Genomic DNA, 19,346 nt, shown 5'->3' with positions numbered 1-19,346 from the left:
TTAAGGTTATGCCAATAAAAAATGCCACATATTAGACTGCGGCATTTAAATTTTAATATGGTAAATACCTTTGGGCATACATGTGGCTAAAGGGAATTTACCGTTTTTCGTATAGCTACCAAATTGGTCAATAATTTTTCCAGATGATCTAAATGCAACATATTGGCACCATCACTTTTGGCATTGGCGGGATCAAAATGTGTCTCCATGAAAATTCCGTCAGCACCCGTAACAATACCGGCTCGCGCTATGGTTTCGATCATATCCGGTCTACCTCCGGTAACTCCGGATGACTGATTGGGTTGTTGTAAGGAATGGGTAACATCCAAGACTACTGGTGCATACTGTTTCATAGTTGGTATGCCACGGAAATCTACTATCATATCCTGATAGCCAAACATAGTGCCTCTATCGGTTATCATAACTTGTTGGTTATTGGAATCAAGGACTTTTTGAACCGCATGCTTCATGCTTTCCGGACTCATAAACTGGCCCTTTTTTAGATTGATCACCTTTCCGGTTTCTGCTGCCGCAACTACCAAATCGGTCTGACGCACTAGAAAAGCAGGGATCTGCAGGATATCAACGTATTCTGCTGCCATATGGGCATCGGAAATTTCGTGAATATCCGTAATGGTAGGAACCTTGAAAGTTTCGGACACTTTTCTTAGAATTTTCAGGGCCTTTTCATCCCCAATACCGGTAAAGGAGTCTACTCGGCTACGATTGGCCTTTTTAAAACTTCCCTTAAAAACGTACGGAATATTTAATTTGTCGGTTATGGATACCACCTTTTCTGCAATTCGCATCGCCATTTCTTCTCCTTCAATGGCACATGGCCCACAAAGTAAAAAAAAGTTGTTGCTTTTGGTATGTTTAAGTTGAGGTACGAGCTCTAAATTCATTGGACCTAATTTTGGTACAAAGATAGTGGAATTTGAGTGTTATAGGTATTTTGTAAAACTACTTCAATATCAATAAGATAAGAAAAATTAGGCTTTTGTAGTTAGCGTAAAAAAAATGAGTATCTTTGCGCCCGCATTTAGGGTGCTTAGATGCGTTTAAAATCATATTATGGGAGCAACAAAAAATATAGCTATTATAGCCCACGTTGACCACGGTAAAACTACCTTGGTAGATAAAATAATGTATCACTGTCAATTGTTTAGGGATAATCAGAATACTGGTGACTTAATTTTGGACAACAATGACTTGGAGCGTGAAAGGGGTATTACTATTACCTCAAAGAACGTTTCCGTGGTTTACAAGGATACCAAGATAAACATTATTGATACCCCTGGTCACGCCGATTTTGGTGGTGAAGTAGAGCGCGTTCTTAACATGGCTGATGGTGTGCTTTTGTTGGTGGATGCCTTTGAAGGTCCTATGCCACAAACTCGTTTTGTGCTCCAAAAAGCTATAGATTTAGGTCTTAAGCCTTGCGTGGTTATCAATAAAGTGGACAAGGAAAATTGTACTCCAGAGGAAGTACATGAAAAAGTTTTTGATTTAATGTTCGAGCTTGGAGCCGAAGAATGGCAATTGGATTTTCCAACGGTATACGGTTCTGCAAAGAACAATTGGATGAGTGATGATTGGAAGAACCAGACAGATAACATAGAGCCATTGTTGGATATGGTTATAGAACATATCCCAACTTTTGAAACAAAGGAAGGAAATACTCAAATGTTGATTACTTCTTTGGATTTCTCATCTTTTACAGGTAGGATCGCTATTGGTAGATTGCAGAGAGGTACTTTGAAAGAAGGTCAACAAGTCTCTTTGGTAAAAAGGAATGGAAATATTGTAAAGACTAAAATTAAAGAACTATACACCTTTGAAGGAATGGGCCGATTAAAGGTTCAAGAAGTAGCCACAGGAGACATTTGTGCTTTGGTAGGTATCGAAGGCTTTGAAATTGGTGACACCGTTGCGGATCTTGAAAACCCTGAAGGTTTAAAAACAATTGCCATTGATGAGCCTACCATGAGTATGCTATTTACCATCAATGATAGTCCGTTTTTTGGTCAAGATGGTAAATTTGTTACTTCAAGACATATCAATGACCGTCTTAAAAGGGAATTGGAAAAGAACTTGGCATTGAGGGTAAATGACACTGATAGTGCCGATAAATTTTTAGTTTTTGGCCGCGGGGTATTACACCTTTCAGTTTTGATCGAAACCATGAGAAGGGAAGGGTATGAATTACAAATTGGGCAGCCCCAGGTAATCATTAAGGAGATTGATGGAGTGAAATGTGAACCTATAGAGCAATTGACCATAGATCTACCTGAAGAAGTTTCCGGTAGGGCAGTAGAAATGGTTTCCATTCGTAAAGGTGAGATGACCAGTATGGAGGCCAAAGGGAATCGTATGATTTGTGAATTTTTAATTCCGTCCAGAGGTATTATAGGTCTTAGAAACCAATTATTGACAGCTACTGCCGGTGAGGCGATTATGTCACACCGCTTTTTGGAATACCAACCAATGAAAGGGGATATTCCTCAAAGACAAAATGGGTCGTTGGTTTCCATGGAAAGAGGTAAGTCTATTCCTTATTCTATTGATAAATTACAGGATAGAGGTAAGTTTTTTGTTGATCCGGGTGAGGATATTTACGAAGGACAGGTAATAGGTGAAAACTCTAGAGGGGATGACATGACCATCAACATTACCAAGACCAAAAAATTATCGAATGTTCGTTCTTCCGGTGCGGATGATAAAGCTAAAATTGTTCCTGCCATTAAATTTTCATTGGAGGAGGCGTTGGAATATATTCAAAAGGATGAATATGTTGAGGTAACACCAAAACATATCCGTTTAAGGAAAATATATTTGACGGAAAATGAACGTAAGCGAAATAAAATAGCCTAATCCATTAGGTAAAATAAATTGAAGATCCCAAGGTAATAATCTTGGGATTTTTTTTTAGAACTATTTGAAAGGTGTTATTGTAATTATCGACCAAGTGGGTCTTAAATTAAAAATGAGGATTATGAATAGGAGTTTGTTTTTTGTTGTTTCTGTTTTGTTGTTGACTTTTGGCGCCTGTAAAGAGCAGCAAAAGAAAACTGAGGAAGTTATGGTTGAATCCGTTTCCAAATATAAAATACCGGAATCTTGGATACAAAAGAGAGTGGATAAAGCCAATAAGAGACTAAATGCTACCGGAGCTGGAAAAGTTGTTTGGAACGCTATGGAAGCACATGGAGGCTTGTCTAAATGGTATAGTAATGGCTATTTGTCCTTTCGATTTAATTATCAGCCATTGGATGGTTCAGTTTCTCGTGATACCTACCAAACTATAGATACATGGAGTAACAAAGCAAGGCATATTAGTGCAGCCGACAGTACGGCAATTTTTGGATGGGATGGTGAAAATGCTTGGGTAAAAGCAAAAGACAGCACTGCTTTTAAATATAATATGCGTTTCTGGGCATTAACTCCACTATACCTAGCAGCACAACCTCTTGTTTTGGATGGAGAAGGTGTTAATTTGGAATTGTTGCCGGGAATTAATTATAAGGATGCACCACAGGATGTGGTTAAGGTAACCTTCGCTTCCGGTACTGGTGATGCTCCCGATGATTATTATATTTTGTATCTGGATGCCAAAACACATTTGCTAACTGCTCTTAGATATATAGTTTCTTACCCAGGATATTTTCCCAATGGAGGAAATAATCCGGAAAAAATTATGGATTTGGTCGACCGTAAAACCATTAATGGGATTAATTTGCCATTAAAATTTGATACCTATTGGTCAACCAAAGATGGACAACCAAAAGGAGAGCCTATTACAACTATCAAATTGAGCGATATTGAATTCCAAGATCAGGTAGCGGAAGATTTTTTTAAACGCCCAGAAGGCGCTACGTTGATAGAAGGTTTGTAAATTGGATATTAAAAAAAGGTGATTTCCATAGTTTGGTAATCACCTTTTTTCTGTAAACGCAGCAATTAAACCAGTAAGATTATAAACATTGGGTATAATGGTGTTGTCTATTTCCAATGAAATGTCTTTACTGTACTAGTTCTTTTTTATTATAGGCCGCGGCAGCGGCACCGATAATCCCGGCATGATTTTGTAATTCTGCGGGAATTACGGGAGTTTCAATACTTATGTAATCCTTAAATTCGTCCCAGTCTTTGGAGGTTCCCCCACCTAGAATAATTAGATCGGGAGAAACGATCAATTCAACCAACTCCAAGAAGACATTAAAGCGTTTGCTCCATTTTTTATAACTAAGTTCTTCCTTTTCTTTAGCGGAAGCTGCTGCCCAAAGTTCAATTTTATCATATTTTTTATATGGAATCTGTCCCAACTCAAAATTTGGAATCAATTCTCCGTTAAAAAAAACACCACTGCCCAGCCCTGTTCCTATGGTAATCATCACTACAAGACCTTCCTTGCCCCTTCCTACACCAAAGTTCATAGACGCATATCCTGCCGCGTCGGCGTCGTTGACCACTTTTACAGGTAAACCGGTAGCTTCACTAAACAGTTCGTTCACATTTACTCCTGCCCATTTCTTATGAAGATTCCCCGGAGTCTTGCAAATACCATTTTTTATAACTGTTGGAAATCCGCAGCCAATGGGTCCTTTGTAGTCAAAATGTTGTACAATTTTGGCTACTACTTCGGCCATTGGTTTTGGTTTACGTGATTTTGGAGTGGGTATTCTAAACCGCTCCGTAATCATTTCACCTGTTTCCATGTTTACTAAGGCTCCTTTTATGCCTGAGCCACCGATATCTATTCCGAGGATTTCCATGTATTAAATTAAAATATTTACGAACAAAGTAACAAAAAACTTTTGTGAGTTAAAGTATCAATGTTTCATGCGCCCAGTTTTGTAAACTTGTTGAGCCTTCTTTTTAGTCCAATTGTTCCGCGAGATTAGCTTATTTTTTAGTTTTTCCATACAATCCCGTATTCCCTTTTTCCAGCAACGGCATAAGTGATTCAATTATGTCCGGATTCATTTGGGCTATGTTTTCGGTTTCATTAGGGTCTGTGTTGTGATTGTAAAGTTCAATGGTAGGTTCTTCCTGTCTGAAATATTTGGTTAATCTATATTTTTTGGTCCGCAACGAAATTCCATTTCTAAAATAGCTGTATGCCACCTGATCCTCTTTTTGTGTAGCGCCTGTGAAACTATCGCTAAAGCTTTCACCATCTATTTTGTGTTCCATACCAATGTTGCAAAGTTCCATTATCGTTGGGTAAATATCCACGGTTTCAACAATGGATTCCACTTTTTTGGTCTGATTTCCCTCAAAAGGTGATTTAATGATCAAGGCACTTTTTAAGGCATTTTCAAACAATGTATGTTTTCCCCAAACGCTCTGGTCTCCCAAATGCCAGCCATGGTCGCCCCAAATCACAATAATGGTATTTTTATCGAGATCCAGCACTTTTAATTCATCCCAAATCATCCCTATTTGCGCGTCTATGTAGCTTATGGAAGCCAAATAGGCATGTCTTAATTTTTTGGCGTATTCATCGGATACGGCATTGGATAGACTTGACTTTTCCTCACCAAGCGCATATCCATTAAATTCCCCACTCTCATGTAGACTCTTTAAACTAATGTTCTCTGGGATATTCGGGTTGGGTGAAAGAGGTATTTGTTCCCGATCGTATAGGGCCCAATATTTTTTTGGAGCATTAAATGGCAGATGGGGTTTAAAAAAACCAACGCCCATAAAGAAAGGCTGTTTCTTATCTTTAAGTTCCCTAAGTTTTGAAATGGCCAATTTAGTGGTCAGTCCATCAGGGTAACCCTCGTCATCCACTTCCCCAGCCTCATATGGTTTCACCTGTTTTTTTAGGCTTTGCCTATTTTCTCCGTTAGCATAACCAAAAAATGCGTTCCAACCTGTACCCCATTTCCCGGCATCAAATAATAGCTCGTCCCAACTATGGGGCAATTCTTTTTTGTTGGATACCGGTGCTTCATAATCATATACCAAACCATCGGCAGAGTGACTTATCTTACCAATGCCAACAGTGTAGTAACCATTCCTTTTAAGATGGTGGATAAAGGTTTCTGGAACTTTGTTTTCCGCTGCATTGGATATTTCTTTTTCAATGGCATCGTTTCTCAAATGTAATGGCTTGCTGGGGCGCATGCCGGTTAATAGGGCATATCTTGATGCACCACAGGTTGGGACCTGTACAAAGTGATTGGTAAAAACTGATCCTTCGGACGCCAAGGCATCCATATTGGGCGATTGAACTATCGTATGGCCATAAGCGCCCAATTCTGTTCGTAGATCATCCACTGCAATAAATAAAACATTGGGCGGATTTGGTGCTTGCTTGCATTGCAGATTACTTCCCAGGAATACTAGAATTGCCAGTAGGCAAAATGGTTTTTTGAAAGAGATTGGCATGGCAAATTAAATTAATTGGGTTAAAATGATTGTAAATATAGGGACTGGAATAATATCAAATCAACCGGCCTGAGTCTTTGAGGTAATCAAAAATCAATTTATCAACTTCGGATACTTTTTCCCTGTCTTTATAATTCAACCATAGTATTTCACCCGCCTGAGGTATTATGGCAAGTTCTCCAGTATATTCGGAGGAATAACAGGTTGATCTGACCAAAATACCTGGTTGGTTATTATCGGCCCGCGCTTCAAAAATCCCTAAATGTTCAAAGGAGGAGATTTCTAAAATTATGCCTAGTTCAACCTTAATTTCTCTTGAAAGGGCCATTGCATCCGACTCTTTTGGTTCTTTTTTTCCCCCTGGAAGAATACAGTTGTTCCTTCCTTTAGGTATTATGGCCAATAGTTTTTGGTCCACGATATGCACCCATGCCAAGTGATCTATGATTTCGGACGAAGGTTCAATATAGTAATCAATGGAATTTAGGGAGTGGTTTTTGTCAATAAAATCCAAAATTTGATCTATGGCTGTTCCAAATTTGGTGAGTGTCCCCAACTTATGGTTACGGCCAAGGGCACTGGAAATAGTCTCGTCCCTATTGCCAAATTTATAACCTCCCTTTTTGATCCATACCAGGTTTAAAAAATGCTGCATCCCAACATTTCCCAGTTGATCTATGGATATGGCAATTTTTAGAAGATACTCGGACAATCCTACAATACCCTTTTTGAATAAACCATGAAAAAGACCATATATAAAACCTAAAGGGAAGGTAAATAGGAGTAAAAATATAGAGATGAAGAACAGGAGGATCCCAATTAACGGATTCACCTTTTTGTCTACCTTATAGATTTGTTTTTTTAAAATCATTGGCCTTGGTTGGTTGCTTAAAGGTATAAAATAATTTTCGCAGAAGTGAAGCCTTTTGAATGTGATCTTGGGAATGGAAAAAATGCAAGCCTTTCAATAATTAAAAGTGTAGCTGCAATAATATTAAATAAATGCTATATTTGAAAAATTCAAAATTTCGGGTATGGCATATTGTTTATTATTTTAAAAATGAGCTATGTCCTTTTGATTTTTCGACTTCCAATTCCATTATGTATAAATTAAGCTTCTCAGTTAGATCCAAACAATCTTTTTAATATCGTATCGATGAAAAATTACTTTGCCATTATCCTTGGTGTTTTTATGTTATTATTTACTTCTTGTGATAGCAAGAAAAGGGAGGGCGAACCCCGAATTTTGGTTTTTTCCAAAACTATGGGATTTAAACATTCTTCCATACCCAAAGGATTGGAAGCAGTTCAAAAATTAGGGCAGGAAAACAATATTAGTGTGGATACTACAAAAAATGCCGATATCTTTAATGATGAAGACCTAAAAAAGTATTCTGCTATAGTATTTTTGAGTACCACGGGCAATATATTGGATGCTAAACAAGAGGCCGCCTTTGAAAGGTATATTCAGGCAGGTGGAGGTTTCGTTGGTGTGCATGCCGCTACAGATACCGAATATGATTGGAATTGGTATGGTAGATTGGTCGGAGCTTATTTTGCAAGTCATCCAGCAGGGACACCAGAAGCTGATTTTGTTATTAAGGACAACTCTTTTAGTGCTACCAACATGTTTGCCGATACTATCTGGCATCGCACCGATGAGCTCTATAATTTTAAGAAAATAAATCCGGACGTACACGTTTTGATGACCGTTGACGAAAAGAGTTATGAGGGAGGTATCAACGGTGATCATCACCCCATGAGCTGGTATCACGAATACGATGGCGGTCGTGCTTTTTATACGGCCTTGGGCCACACCGAGGAAAGCTTTTCCGAATCGTTGTATTTAAAACATCTGTTGGGAGGTATTCAATATGCCATAGGAAAGAATGAAGTCTTGGATTATACAAAGGTTTCTACCCAGATTCCTCCCGATACCGATCGCTTTACCAAAGTTCCTTTAAAATATGGTGAATTTTTTGAGCCTACTGAAATGGCAATTTTACCTAATAATGATGTCTTAATTTCCCAAAGAAGGGGTGAAATAATGTTGTACAAGGCAGCAACCAAAGAGTTGTCGCAAGTTGGTTATTTGGATGTTTATAACAAGACTTTGACTGCAAATGCCAATGCGGAGGAAGGATTAATGGGTTTGCAGAAAGACCCCAATTTTGAAACCAACCATTGGATTTATTTGTTCTACAGCCCAACAGGCGATAAGTGGGTAAACCGTTTGTCCAGGTTTAAATTTGAGAACGATGTTTTGGAAACCACTACGGAACAGATAATTCTTGAAGTGGATAGCCAGCGCGAGATATGTTGCCATACCGGTGGATCAATAGCTTTTGGACCGGATAATATGTTGTATTTATCTACAGGGGACAATTCCACACCTTTTAGTGAAAAAGGGGTAAAATATGTGAATAGTGGCTTTGCTCCCTTAAACGACATTCCGGGAAAAGAACAGTACGATGCGCGTCGATCTTCCGGAAATACCAATGATCTTAGAGGTAAAATATTGAGAATTAAGGTAAATGAGGATGGAAGTTATAGTATTCCGGAAGGAAATTTATTCCCTGAAGGAACTGCCAAGACCAGACCTGAAATATTTACTATGGGCCATCGTAATCCGTATAGGATTTCTGTTGACCCCAAAAGGGGATATTTATATTGGGGAGATGTGGGGCCTGATGCTAGGGTTGATAGCTTAGATACTAGAGGACCCAGAGGTTATGATGAAATGAATCAGGCTAGGGAAGCTGGAAATTTTGGTTGGCCATTGTTCGTAGCGGATAACAAGCCATACCGTAGCTATGATTATGCTACGGGCGAGAGCGGAGAGGCCTTTGATCCAAAAAAACCTATTAACGATTCAAAAAATAATACGGGGCTTAGGGAACTTCCTGAAGCAATGCCGGCCTATGGTTTTTATCCCTATGTGGAATCCCAGGAATTTCCGCAAACCGGTACTGGAGGAAGGAACGCTATGGCGGGACCTGTGTACTATTCTGATCTCTACAATGGTCCCAATGCCCTGCCGGAGTATTACGATGGTAAAGTATTGGTTTATGATTGGATACGAGGCTGGATGATGGCGGTTAGCTTATTTCCCAATGGGGAATTTAATAAGATGGAACCTTTTGCGGATCATATTAAGGTAAATAACCTCATAGATATGGAGGTTGGTCCTGATGGTAGAGTATATCTCTTGGAGTATGGCAGTGGCTGGTTTTCTAAAAATGATGATTCTGCATTGAGCTATATAGAATTCAATGGGGGCAATAGACCTCCCATAATCGAAAATATTATTGTTGATAAAACATCCGGAAAACTTCCTTTGACTATTAATGCAAAAGTAGAGGCAAGGGATAGGGAGCAGGATAGCATGACCTATGTGTGGGATTTGGGGAATGGTGAAACCAAGGAAACCGCTACACCGGATATAGTATATACCTATGAAAATGCAGGGGATTATAATGTTTCTGCCACTGTGGTGGATAATCAGGAGGCATCGGCCAAAAGTGAAGTTCTAAACATTGTTGCCGGAAATACCAGACCGGAAGTGTCTATAGATATCAGTGGAGGTAACACCTCTTTTTTTATGCCAGGGGTGGCTTTGAATTATAAAGTTTCCGTTATTGATCCAGGTGGATCCGCGATCGATGTGGACAATATTTTTGTTTCCGTAGATTATATGGATGGTTTGGATGAAGCTTCACTTTCTTTGGGACATCAAGAAGTTTCGGCTGCCGTTACAGGAAAGGCTTTGACATTGGCATTGGACTGTAAAACCTGTCATAAAGAAAAGGAAAAATCTATTGGGCCGATGTATACTGACATAGCTGAAAAGTACAAGGACGATAAAAAGGGACTAAGCTATCTGCAGGGAAAGATAATTTCCGGGGGTAGTGGTGTTTGGGGAGAAGTAACCATGCCTGCACATCCCAATATGACCAAGGATGAATCCAGACAGATAGGAATGTATATCCAATCCCTTGCAAGTACGGCCGTTAAGAAGAAATCATTACCGGCAGAGGGAAGCATAGTTCCAAATCCTACAAAGGGAGCAACTGTAATGGTGATTACGGCCAGTTATACGGATAATGGGGAAAACAATGTTAAGCCGTTGACGGGATCTAAATCCGTTGTATTGCAAGGAGACTCTAATACAAACAATGTCGAAGGCAAGTAAGGGGCATTTTTTGGTCCATTACTTTATGGAGTTGGGCGTAAAGGTTAAGTTATGGACATTTGACGGATTGAGTTTTTTTGGTCCGGTAGATGGAATTAAAAGAGCTTGAACTTGTTTTATGGCCTTGTGTTGAAAGTTGTTTAATGCCCAGCAGTTTAATGATTCATCCAATTTTTAAATTCGGCAGCTTTGGCTTTGCTCACAATTACCCGCTCTTCATAGGTCGGGATAACATTAACGATAAGTTTTCCGTTAAAATATTGTTTGATCCCAGAAATAGCATCTCTTTGAACAATAAATTGGCGGTTTAGACGGTAAAAATTGGACGGGTCCAGTTCATTTTCAATGTCTTCCAATTTTTGTTCTATGAAATGAGTTTGTTTTTCCTTGGTTACCGCTTTAACAATTCCGTTATCTATATATAGGTAGGCAATTTTTTCAGTCTTTATTGGTATCAATTCGTCTCTGTGATGGACCAAATACATTGATTTGTAGCCTTTTTTCTGATCTTTTAATAAATGCAGTAATCCTTCGACTTGATTGGAAATAAGACCTTTACCTTCTTTTTGCTCCTTAAATTGAAGTAGGCTTTCTTCCAACTCATCCTCATCTATGGGTTTTAATAAATAATCGATGCTATTTAGTTTGAAGGCTTTTAAGGCATATTGGTCATATGCAGTAGTAAAGATTATGGGAGCATCAATTTTTATGGCATCAAAAATTTCAAATGACAGCCCATCGGCCAGATGTATATCCATAAAAACCAGGTCGGCCCCCTGATTTTGGGAAAAATAATCAACGGAGGTTTTTACAGAGTCGAGCACGGCCAATATCTCAATGTTATCCTCCAAGTTTTTGAGCATATAGACAAGGTTTTCACTTGCCGCCATTTCATCTTCTACAATTACTACTTTCATGTCATTTTATTCAAAGGTAACTTTACGCGGAAAATATCATTTTGTTTATCCACAATAATTTGTTGCTTTCTTATCATATAATAACGTTTGTAAAGATTTAGAAGTCCGGTACCGGTACCTTCCGCCAATGTGGTCCGCGCCCGTACTTTGTTCTCCACATAAATGCATTGGCCCTGTGAGTAGATGAGGACTTTTAATGGATGTGTTTCGGAAATCTCGTTATGTTTTACCGCATTTTCTACCAATAATTGTAATGCCAAGGGTGGAATTTTTCTGTCTAGATAACTTTCATCAATGGCGATATCTATTTGAAAACGGTTCCTGTATCTTGTTTTTATTAAATAGGTATAGCTTTCTAGAAATTTAAGTTCGTCTTTTAAAGGGACCAGGTCTCTATCCCCGCTTTGCAATATATAGCGGTACATAAAGGAAAGCTTTTTAACAAACATGGTAGCCTCCTTATTGTCTCGTATAAGGGAATTAAGTGTGTTTAGGGAATTGAAAAGAAAATGCGGGTTGATTTGATTCTTTAGGGCAGAAAGTTCATTTTGAAGGTTTTGTTGTTTTAAATGTTCATTTTCCAGAATACTTTCACCCTGAATAATTTTAAGCCTTAAAATTCTGGAAATAAAAAGTATGATGATGTGGACAACGATGAATATAAAATCTTGAAAATCCTCTTCCCTGTTAGAAATGTCCTTGTCAATAAAAATAGGGTAAACCATATTTAGAATAGAAATTGTGGCCACTAGAATTACAATATTGCCCACAAGCCTCAATCCCCAATCCACCAAGCGGTTCTTTTTAGGGATGCGATAAATAAAATTGGTGTTGAACTGAAGTGCAGTCCAGGAAAAAAGGAAGAAAAACCAGAATTTTAGATCAAGATCAACAAACAGCTCACTGGAGAAAATCTCTTTATTAAACCCGGTTGACCTGAAAAGGGATATGGTCAGAGGAAGGGTCACCAAAACAGCGATGAGTAATGCAATCTTTATTATTTCGAGCTGTTTAACCTGTTTTGGAGCTTCCATTTTAACATTGTTATTTTTAAATATACTTCATTAATCATCCCTATCATAGTTCGCAGCATAGATTTTAATAGCTCTATTGGCACTGCGTAAAAAAAAAGCCCTTGAGAAGTGTCAAGGGCCTATATTTAGTATTACTAATTTATTCTTTATTTGGCATAAGGGTCAAATCCTTTTGGAAGATAATTCCTCACTTCAAACCCAAGATTAATTTCCTCCTCCAATTCTTCCAAAACAATATCGTTAAGATTTAGTTCCATACCGTCATAGGCATTGAAACCAAGTGGTAGATATTTTGCCGGATCAAAATCCAATACAATTTCTTCATCCAATTCCTCAACAATAATACTATTTAGGTCTAATTCCATCCCAGCATAAGCATCGAATCCAAAGGGAAGGTAGTTGGCCGTATCGAATCCTAGGTTAATTTCCTCCTCCTCATCAATAAGGGTGATTTGATCCAAGCTTAAATTTCTTACTTCTTCATCCATAAGTAAGCCTTCCGCAAAGGGGTTATGGGTTTCGATATAACAGTTGATGTCATCAGATTTTAAACATTTGTCCTTCCCTGAAAAAGAAAACAGTGAAAGGGATATTAGTATGGTACTTATTAATAGAGTTGCGTTTTTCATATTATTTGATTTTATGAATATTTTGATATATGTTTTATTCCTAGTACAAATATAAAGGGAGCATTGATGACTTAAGGGTGGTAAATAAGTGAAGTGTACAAAATGAAGGGTGAAGCGACTTTGGATTTAACTGAAGTGAACCAGATTTGGGAAAAAAGGCCATAAACTGGTGTCGTACGCCGTATGTACAAGCAGATAAGCCATTAATAAGACTAGCTGTTTAGGGTGAGTTTTGTAAAAAAATGGTGGGTATGGACTAGGGTATAATCTCTTATTAAAATTTAAACTGCCCTTTGTATGACTTCAAACACCTTATTGCCATCGCACTTCAATGTCTTTGATGGATATTTAAGAATAAGGGCATAGTCGTGGGTGGCCATAAGAATGGTCCTTCCCGTTTTGTTGATATCCTGAAGTACCTTCATTACCTCAACGCTGGTCTGGGGGTCTAGATTCCCTGTAGGTTCATCCGCCAGAATTAGATCTGGATCATTCAGTAGGGCTCGTGCAATGGCGATACGCTGTTGTTCCCCGCCCGAAAGTTCATGAGGAAATTTAAAACCTTTTGTTTTCATGCCTACTTTGTCCAAGACATCTTCAATCTTTGCATTCATTTCGCTCCGGTCCTTCCAGCCGGTTGCCTTAAGCACAAAAAGTAGATTGTTGTTGACGTTGCGATCAGGCAATAATTTAAAATCCTGGAAAACAACTCCCAGTTTTCTTCTCAAATAAGGAATTTCTTTTTCCTTTAAAGTGGTAAGATCAAAATCTACAATGTGACCGCTCCCTTGTTTTAACGGGAGGTCACCATATAAAGTTTTCATAAAGCTACTTTTTCCACTGCCCGTCTTCCCGATAAGATACACGAACTCCCCTTTTTTTATTTCCAGGGTGATATCGTTCAATACTAAATTTTCTCCCTGAAATACGGCTACATCCTTCAGCTGCAATATGCTTTCGCTCATAATTTTTAATGTTGATATAAATGTAATAAGTTCCTTTGGAAATAAATCAAATCTTCTTAAAAAATCTTTTTCTTTATCATATACTTGAGGACAATATTTACCGTTATATAATTTAATTACGGTAATTCTTAACTTCTAGAGAACATTATGCTAAGAAAAAAAACCGCTGTAATACTGTGTTTTTTTGGGTCTTTGTTTTATGCGAAAGCCCAAGAATCTAAAATTTATACTTTTGACCAAAAGGACTACCAGGAAGCTTTGGCCTTGTATAACAATAAACAGTATCAAGCAGCTCAGACTATCTTTGACAAAGTAAAAAACAATACCAGGGATGAAGAAACCCAGGCTAACAGTGCGTATTATGCCGCGACGGCCGCTATTCGCCTAAATCAGTTGGGGGCCGACAGGTTAATGGAGGACTTTGTAGAAAAGTTCCCTACTTCCACCAAGCGCAATTCTGCCTATATTGATGTGGCCGATTATTATTTTGAAACTGGAAAATATCCCTATGCCTTAAAATGGTACGGTAAAGTAGATCAGAGTTCCATGTCCAGAAAAGACAAGGAACGCTTCAATTTTAACAATGGATACGCCTTATTTTCATCCAACAAGCCTAAGGATGCGGAGCGTTATCTAAATCAGGTCACAACCTCGCCCACTTATGGTTCACAGGCCAAATACTACTTGGGGTATATAGCGTATCAGCAAGATGATTATGCACAGGCCAATCAGCGTTTTGATCAGATAGCCGATCAAGATTTGCTGGAGGAAAAACTGTCTTATTATCAGGCAGATATGAACTTTAAATTGGGCAAGTTTGAAGAGGCCATCGCCTTGGCGAAAAAACAATTGCCAAAATCGGATCGAACTGAGGTATCAGAGCTAAACAAAATTATTGGCGAAAGTTATTTCAATCTAAAGCAATACGCCAATGCCATACCTTATTTAACTGAATACAAGGGTAAAAGGGGTAAGTGGAGCAATACAGATTATTATTTCCTGGGCTATTCTTACTATATGCAAGGCGATTATGCCAATGGGATACAACAGTTCAATAAGATAATTGATGGGAGTAATGATGTTTCTCAAAATGCCTATTATCATTTGGCGGAATGTTATTTAAAATTGGATAAAAAACAAGAGGCTTTAAATGCCTTTAGAAATGCCTCCCAAATGGATTTTAGCGCAGAAATTCAAAAGGATGCGTATCTAAATTATGCCCGATTGAGTTATGAAATAGGGAATGCATACGAACCGGTACCCAAAGTTTTGACAACTTATTTGGAAAAATACCCCAATGACACCCATAAAGAGGAGATACAGGAACTATTGGTAGATTCTTATATTACTTCAAAGAATTTTGCCGGGGCGATGGACCTTCTGGAAAAAAATAAAAATTTCGCCAGCAAGGCAACTTATCAAAAAGTATCCTTTTACAGAGGGGTGGAATTATTTTTGGAGCTGAACTATGAGCAGGCGTCTGACGTATTTAAAAAATCATTGGACAATGCGGAAGACCAATACTTTAAGGCTAGGGCAAGTTTTTGGAAGGCGGAATCGGAGTACAATATGAATCACTTTGATGATGCTTTGGCGGGATTCCTTCAATTTAAATCCATTCCCAGTGCTAAATCCACCCCTGAATTCAAGGACTTAAATTATAATTTGGCATATACCTACTTCAAGTTAAGAGATTATACCAATGCTATAGCCGCCTATTCCACTTATGCGGAGACCAGCAACGATGGTGAAAAATTAAACGATACCTACCTGCGATTGGGCGATAGTTATTTTGTGAGTAGTAAGTATTGGCCTGCCATTGAAACTTATAACAAGGCTATAGCTAGAAATATTCCGGAGAGCGACTACGCTGCTTACCAAAAAGCATTGAGTTATGGTTTTGTGGACAGGAGTGCCACGAAGATTGAGGAGCTTTCCAATTTCGTTTCCAAATATCCCAACTCGACCCTTAAGGATGATGCTATGTTTGAATTGGCCAATTCCTATGTGAGAGCCAACAATACTGAAAGAGGGTTACAACTTTACGATCAATTGATCGGAGACTATAGAGGAAGTGCATTGGTACCGCAAGCTATGTTGCGTCAGGGATTGGTGCATTATAATGCCAATAGAAACGAACAGGCCTTGGCCAAATTTAAAACGGTGGTCAGGGATCATCCCAACACCCAGGAAGCACTTCAGGCCGTAACCACGGCAAAACTAATTTATGTGGACTTGGGCAGGGTGAATGAATATGCCCAGTGGGTAAAAGGACTTGACTTTGTGGAGGTAACGGATACCGAATTGGACAATGCCACTTTTGAATCTGCGGACAAACAATATATAGAAGGCAATCAGGATGCTGCCATAAAGGGCTATGAAGGCTATGTTAAACAATTTCCAAACGGTTTAAATACCTTAAAAGCCAATTTCAATTTGGCACAATTGTATTTTGGAAAGGGCCAAAAGGATAAAGCTTTGCCCTATTTCGAAAATGTAGCCAGTAAAGGCACCAATGAATACGCCGAACAGGCCCTTACTAGGGTATGTGAGATCTATGTAAGCAAGAATGATTATGTTACCGCCATTCCATACTTGGTACAATTGGAGTCCAAGGCTGAAATTCAGCAGAACATCACCTTTGCCCAATCCAATTTAATGAAAGGTTATTACGAGCAGTCAGACTATGGCAAGACCATAACATATGCTGGAAAAGTGTTGTCCAATACCAAAATAGACAACCGCATAAAAAGCGATGCCCAAATAATGATTGCGAGATCGGCCATTAAGACCAAGGATGAAAGCAGGGCAGAAAAGGCGTATGCGGAAGTGTTGAAAATTGCAACTGGAGATTTGGCGGCAGAGGCACTTTATTATGACGCCTATTTTAAGAATAAGGCCCAAAATTACGAGGCATCCAATGCTTCGGTTCAAAAATTGGCTAAGGATTACGCAGGGTATAAGGAATGGAGCGCCAAAGGGTTGATCGTTATGGCCAAAAATTTCTACGCCTTGGGAGATGCTTTCCAAGCTACCTATATTTTGGACAGCGTTATTGCCAATTTTGGTGATTTTCCAACTATTGTGGCCCAAGCCAAACAAGAGTCATCCATAATTAAGGCCAAAGAAGCCCAAAGCAATTCCTCCATTAGTACAGATGGAAATTAAAAATTCCTTGCAAAAAGAACAATATATGCACAAGCACATAAAAATATCCTTATTCGCTATTCTTGGTTTATTTCAAATCGGATTGGCACAGGACGACAAAAAAGATATAGGTACGGAAACGGTGACTGTGGTTAAGGCCTATGCACCAACAATTTCAGATGCTTTTAAGGTGAAGTCCATGCCTACCTTGAACGATTCCATCGTTTTACAAAAGAAACCTATTAATTATAGTATATTTTCGGTTCCAGTAGTATCTACCTTTACGCCTGCCAAGGGTAAGGCTTCAGGTGTAAAAAAGACTCCTGCGGAAAAAATATATAACTCCTATGCATCCGTAGGCCTGGGCAATTTTAACAATGCCTTGGTAGATTTTTATAGTAGTAGTGCTTTGAACAGGGACGAGCGATTGGATCTAAGCCTTAATCATCACTCCTCTAGGGGAGAAATTGATGGTACCGCTCTGGACAATGTATTTTACAATACCGAGTTGGATGCCAACTACACCAAAAAAGACAGGGACCTAAGTTGGGGAGCCAATATAGGGGCACAGCATCAATTATATAATTGGTATGGAATCCCTAACGGATATTACACAGAGGAAGTGGTGAACGGTATAGATGAAAAGCAGAATTATTTTAATGTGTTTGCAGGTGGTTTTGTAGAAGTGGAAGATTCTTTTTTTAAGAGTTTAAATGTAGTGGTGAGACGGTTTTGGGATGCAACCAAATCAGGTGAAAACAGGGCTGTTCTAAAACCTGCCTTCGAATTTCCTTTGGGGGATGAATTATTGACCCTTAAGGCCAAGGTAGATTATTTGGGTGGCAAGTTTAAGAATGGGCAGGTTGCAAATGATTCCAATATTCCCGGTATAGATTATTCCCATTTGCAGGCTGGATTAAATCCCAACATCAATATTTTAGGGGATGATCTTTCACTTAATCTGGGCGTAAATTTGGTGTATGGTATGGATTTGGAAAATAGTGAGGGTAATTTCTATATTTATCCTACAATAACGGCGTCCTATCGCTTATTGGATGAGGTGGCCATTGCCTATGGAGGGGTAGAAGGGGAGTTGAAGCAAAACTCGTTCTATGGTTTTGTAGAGGAGAACCCATATGTTTCGCCTACCTTGGATATTCAGCCCACGGACCAACAATACGATGCTTACATAGGTTTAAAGGGACAATTATTGCCCAACCTTAGCTACAACTTAAAAGGGTCCTATACGGCCGAAAATAGAAAACCACTCTTTATACTAAATCCTGAAAACACCTCCAGGTCCGACGAAAAAGGCTATTTCTATGGAAATAGTTTTCAGGTGTTTTACGATGATGTTAAAACATTGGGTGTTTTTGGTGAATTAAATGTAGATGTAAATCGTAATTTTAGCTTGGGTGTTAATGTACAAGTGTACGATTATGATACCGAAACGGACAATCCAGCATGGAACCTACCCGGTCTTACGGCTTCCACTTTTATGGATTATCAAATAGGGGAGAAGTGGTTTCTGGGTGCCAATCTATTTTACGTTGGGGAACGCGATGATTTATATACAGTGGCATCTCCCGGAACGTTGCCAGAAAATTTTACAATGGAGGCTAAGACTCTGGAGAGCTATTTTGATGCCAATGCGCATATTGGATATCGGGTAAATAAACAATTATCTGTGTTTGCAAGGGCCAATAATATTGCCAACCAGAATTATATGCGTTGGAACAATTATCAAGTACAGGGTTTCCAAGTTTTGGCTGGAGCCACATACAAATTTGATCTGTAGATCAGAAAAAAGAGTTTAGAATTAGCGGTTGGTTATGATCTGCCAAAAACCCCGTGGTATTTTATGATCGCCGTAAATGTACCTTCTGCCTTTAGCCTTCTATCTTGGGAGGCAATAAGGCAGTAAGGTATTTTTATTTCTAGAAGGACTTGTCCAATATTTGAGTGTTGGATAGCATTGTGACTTCTTCTCCCATTTTAATTTGAATATACCTTTTATAGCCGTCAAGGTTTTAAAAATTTTTATCAAAAAAGTGCTGATTAAT

General features: G+C 38.7%; 13 protein-coding genes. 5 read left to right on the top strand and 8 right to left on the bottom strand.

Annotation, left to right across the window (positions count from 1 at the left end):
- Positions 1-86 precede the first annotated feature (86 nt).
- The gene (gene kdsA, locus CWD91_RS07795) at positions 87-905 is read right to left on the bottom strand and encodes a 3-deoxy-8-phosphooctulonate synthase (protein WP_103440395.1); all 819 of its coding nucleotides are present in this window, start codon (positions 903-905) and stop codon (positions 87-89) included.
- A 169-nt stretch (positions 906-1,074) separates the two neighbouring features.
- Between kdsA and typA the strand changes: the two genes are divergently transcribed.
- Together typA and CWD91_RS07785 are read left to right on the top strand one after the other, a co-directional pair.
- Positions 1,075-2,874, top strand: coding sequence for a translational GTPase TypA (gene typA / locus CWD91_RS07790; protein WP_103440394.1), 1,800 nt, complete (start codon positions 1,075-1,077; stop codon positions 2,872-2,874).
- 121 nt (positions 2,875-2,995) lie between these two features.
- The gene (locus tag CWD91_RS07785) at positions 2,996-3,895 is read left to right on the top strand and encodes a hypothetical protein (protein WP_239985691.1); all 900 of its coding nucleotides are present in this window, start codon (positions 2,996-2,998) and stop codon (positions 3,893-3,895) included.
- 127 nt (positions 3,896-4,022) lie between these two features.
- Here CWD91_RS07785 and ppgK read toward each other — a convergent pair whose 3' ends face one another.
- The 3 genes from ppgK to CWD91_RS07770 form a co-directional block, all read right to left on the bottom strand.
- Positions 4,023-4,775, bottom strand: a complete 753-nt coding sequence (gene ppgK / locus CWD91_RS07780; RefSeq protein WP_103440393.1) for a polyphosphate--glucose phosphotransferase — start codon at positions 4,773-4,775, stop codon at positions 4,023-4,025.
- 130 nt (positions 4,776-4,905) lie between these two features.
- Complete coding sequence (locus CWD91_RS07775; RefSeq protein WP_103440392.1) at positions 4,906-6,399, bottom strand: sulfatase; 1,494 nt, start codon at positions 6,397-6,399, stop codon at positions 4,906-4,908.
- A gap of 55 nt (positions 6,400-6,454) precedes the next feature.
- Positions 6,455-7,270 (bottom strand): NUDIX hydrolase, encoded by an 816-nt coding sequence (locus CWD91_RS07770; protein WP_103440391.1) that lies wholly within the window; start codon positions 7,268-7,270, stop codon positions 6,455-6,457.
- Between the two features lie 285 nt (positions 7,271-7,555).
- Between CWD91_RS07770 and CWD91_RS07765 the strand changes: the two genes are divergently transcribed.
- Positions 7,556-10,591 (top strand): ThuA domain-containing protein, encoded by a 3,036-nt coding sequence (locus CWD91_RS07765; RefSeq protein WP_103440390.1) that lies wholly within the window; start codon positions 7,556-7,558, stop codon positions 10,589-10,591.
- 155 nt (positions 10,592-10,746) lie between these two features.
- On the opposite strand, the gene CWD91_RS07760 is transcribed toward CWD91_RS07765, so the two are convergent.
- From CWD91_RS07760 to CWD91_RS07745, 4 genes are all read right to left on the bottom strand, one after another.
- A complete protein-coding gene (locus CWD91_RS07760) occupies positions 10,747-11,508 on the bottom strand; it encodes a LytR/AlgR family response regulator transcription factor (RefSeq protein ID WP_103440389.1) in 762 nt (253 codons plus the stop codon).
- Entirely contained in the window at positions 11,505-12,542 is a 1,038-nt protein-coding gene (locus CWD91_RS07755; protein WP_103440388.1) for a sensor histidine kinase, read from the bottom strand. Before CWD91_RS07755 ends, CWD91_RS07760 begins: the two co-directional genes overlap by 4 nt.
- A gap of 146 nt (positions 12,543-12,688) precedes the next feature.
- Positions 12,689-13,171, bottom strand: coding sequence for a hypothetical protein (locus tag CWD91_RS07750; RefSeq protein WP_103440387.1), 483 nt, complete (start codon positions 13,169-13,171; stop codon positions 12,689-12,691).
- Positions 13,172-13,452: 281 nt separating this feature from the next.
- Positions 13,453-14,136, bottom strand: coding sequence for a cell division ATP-binding protein FtsE (locus CWD91_RS07745; protein WP_103440386.1), 684 nt, complete (start codon positions 14,134-14,136; stop codon positions 13,453-13,455).
- Between the two features lie 147 nt (positions 14,137-14,283).
- On the opposite strand from CWD91_RS07745, the gene CWD91_RS07740 reads away from it, so the two are divergent.
- A complete protein-coding gene (locus CWD91_RS07740) occupies positions 14,284-17,304 on the top strand; it encodes a tetratricopeptide repeat protein (protein WP_103440385.1) in 3,021 nt (1,006 codons plus the stop codon).
- A gap of 25 nt (positions 17,305-17,329) precedes the next feature.
- A complete protein-coding gene (locus tag CWD91_RS07735) occupies positions 17,330-19,081 on the top strand; it encodes a TonB-dependent receptor (RefSeq protein ID WP_103440532.1) in 1,752 nt (583 codons plus the stop codon).
- Positions 19,082-19,346 lie beyond the last annotated feature (265 nt).

Origin of the sequence: Arenibacter hampyeongensis (genome assembly GCF_002909255.1) — a bacterium.
GTDB classification, from domain to species: domain Bacteria; phylum Bacteroidota; class Bacteroidia; order Flavobacteriales; family Flavobacteriaceae; genus Arenibacter; species Arenibacter hampyeongensis.
Note: the sequence above shows the minus strand (reverse complement) of the source record. Positions and strands in the feature narration are given on the sequence as shown.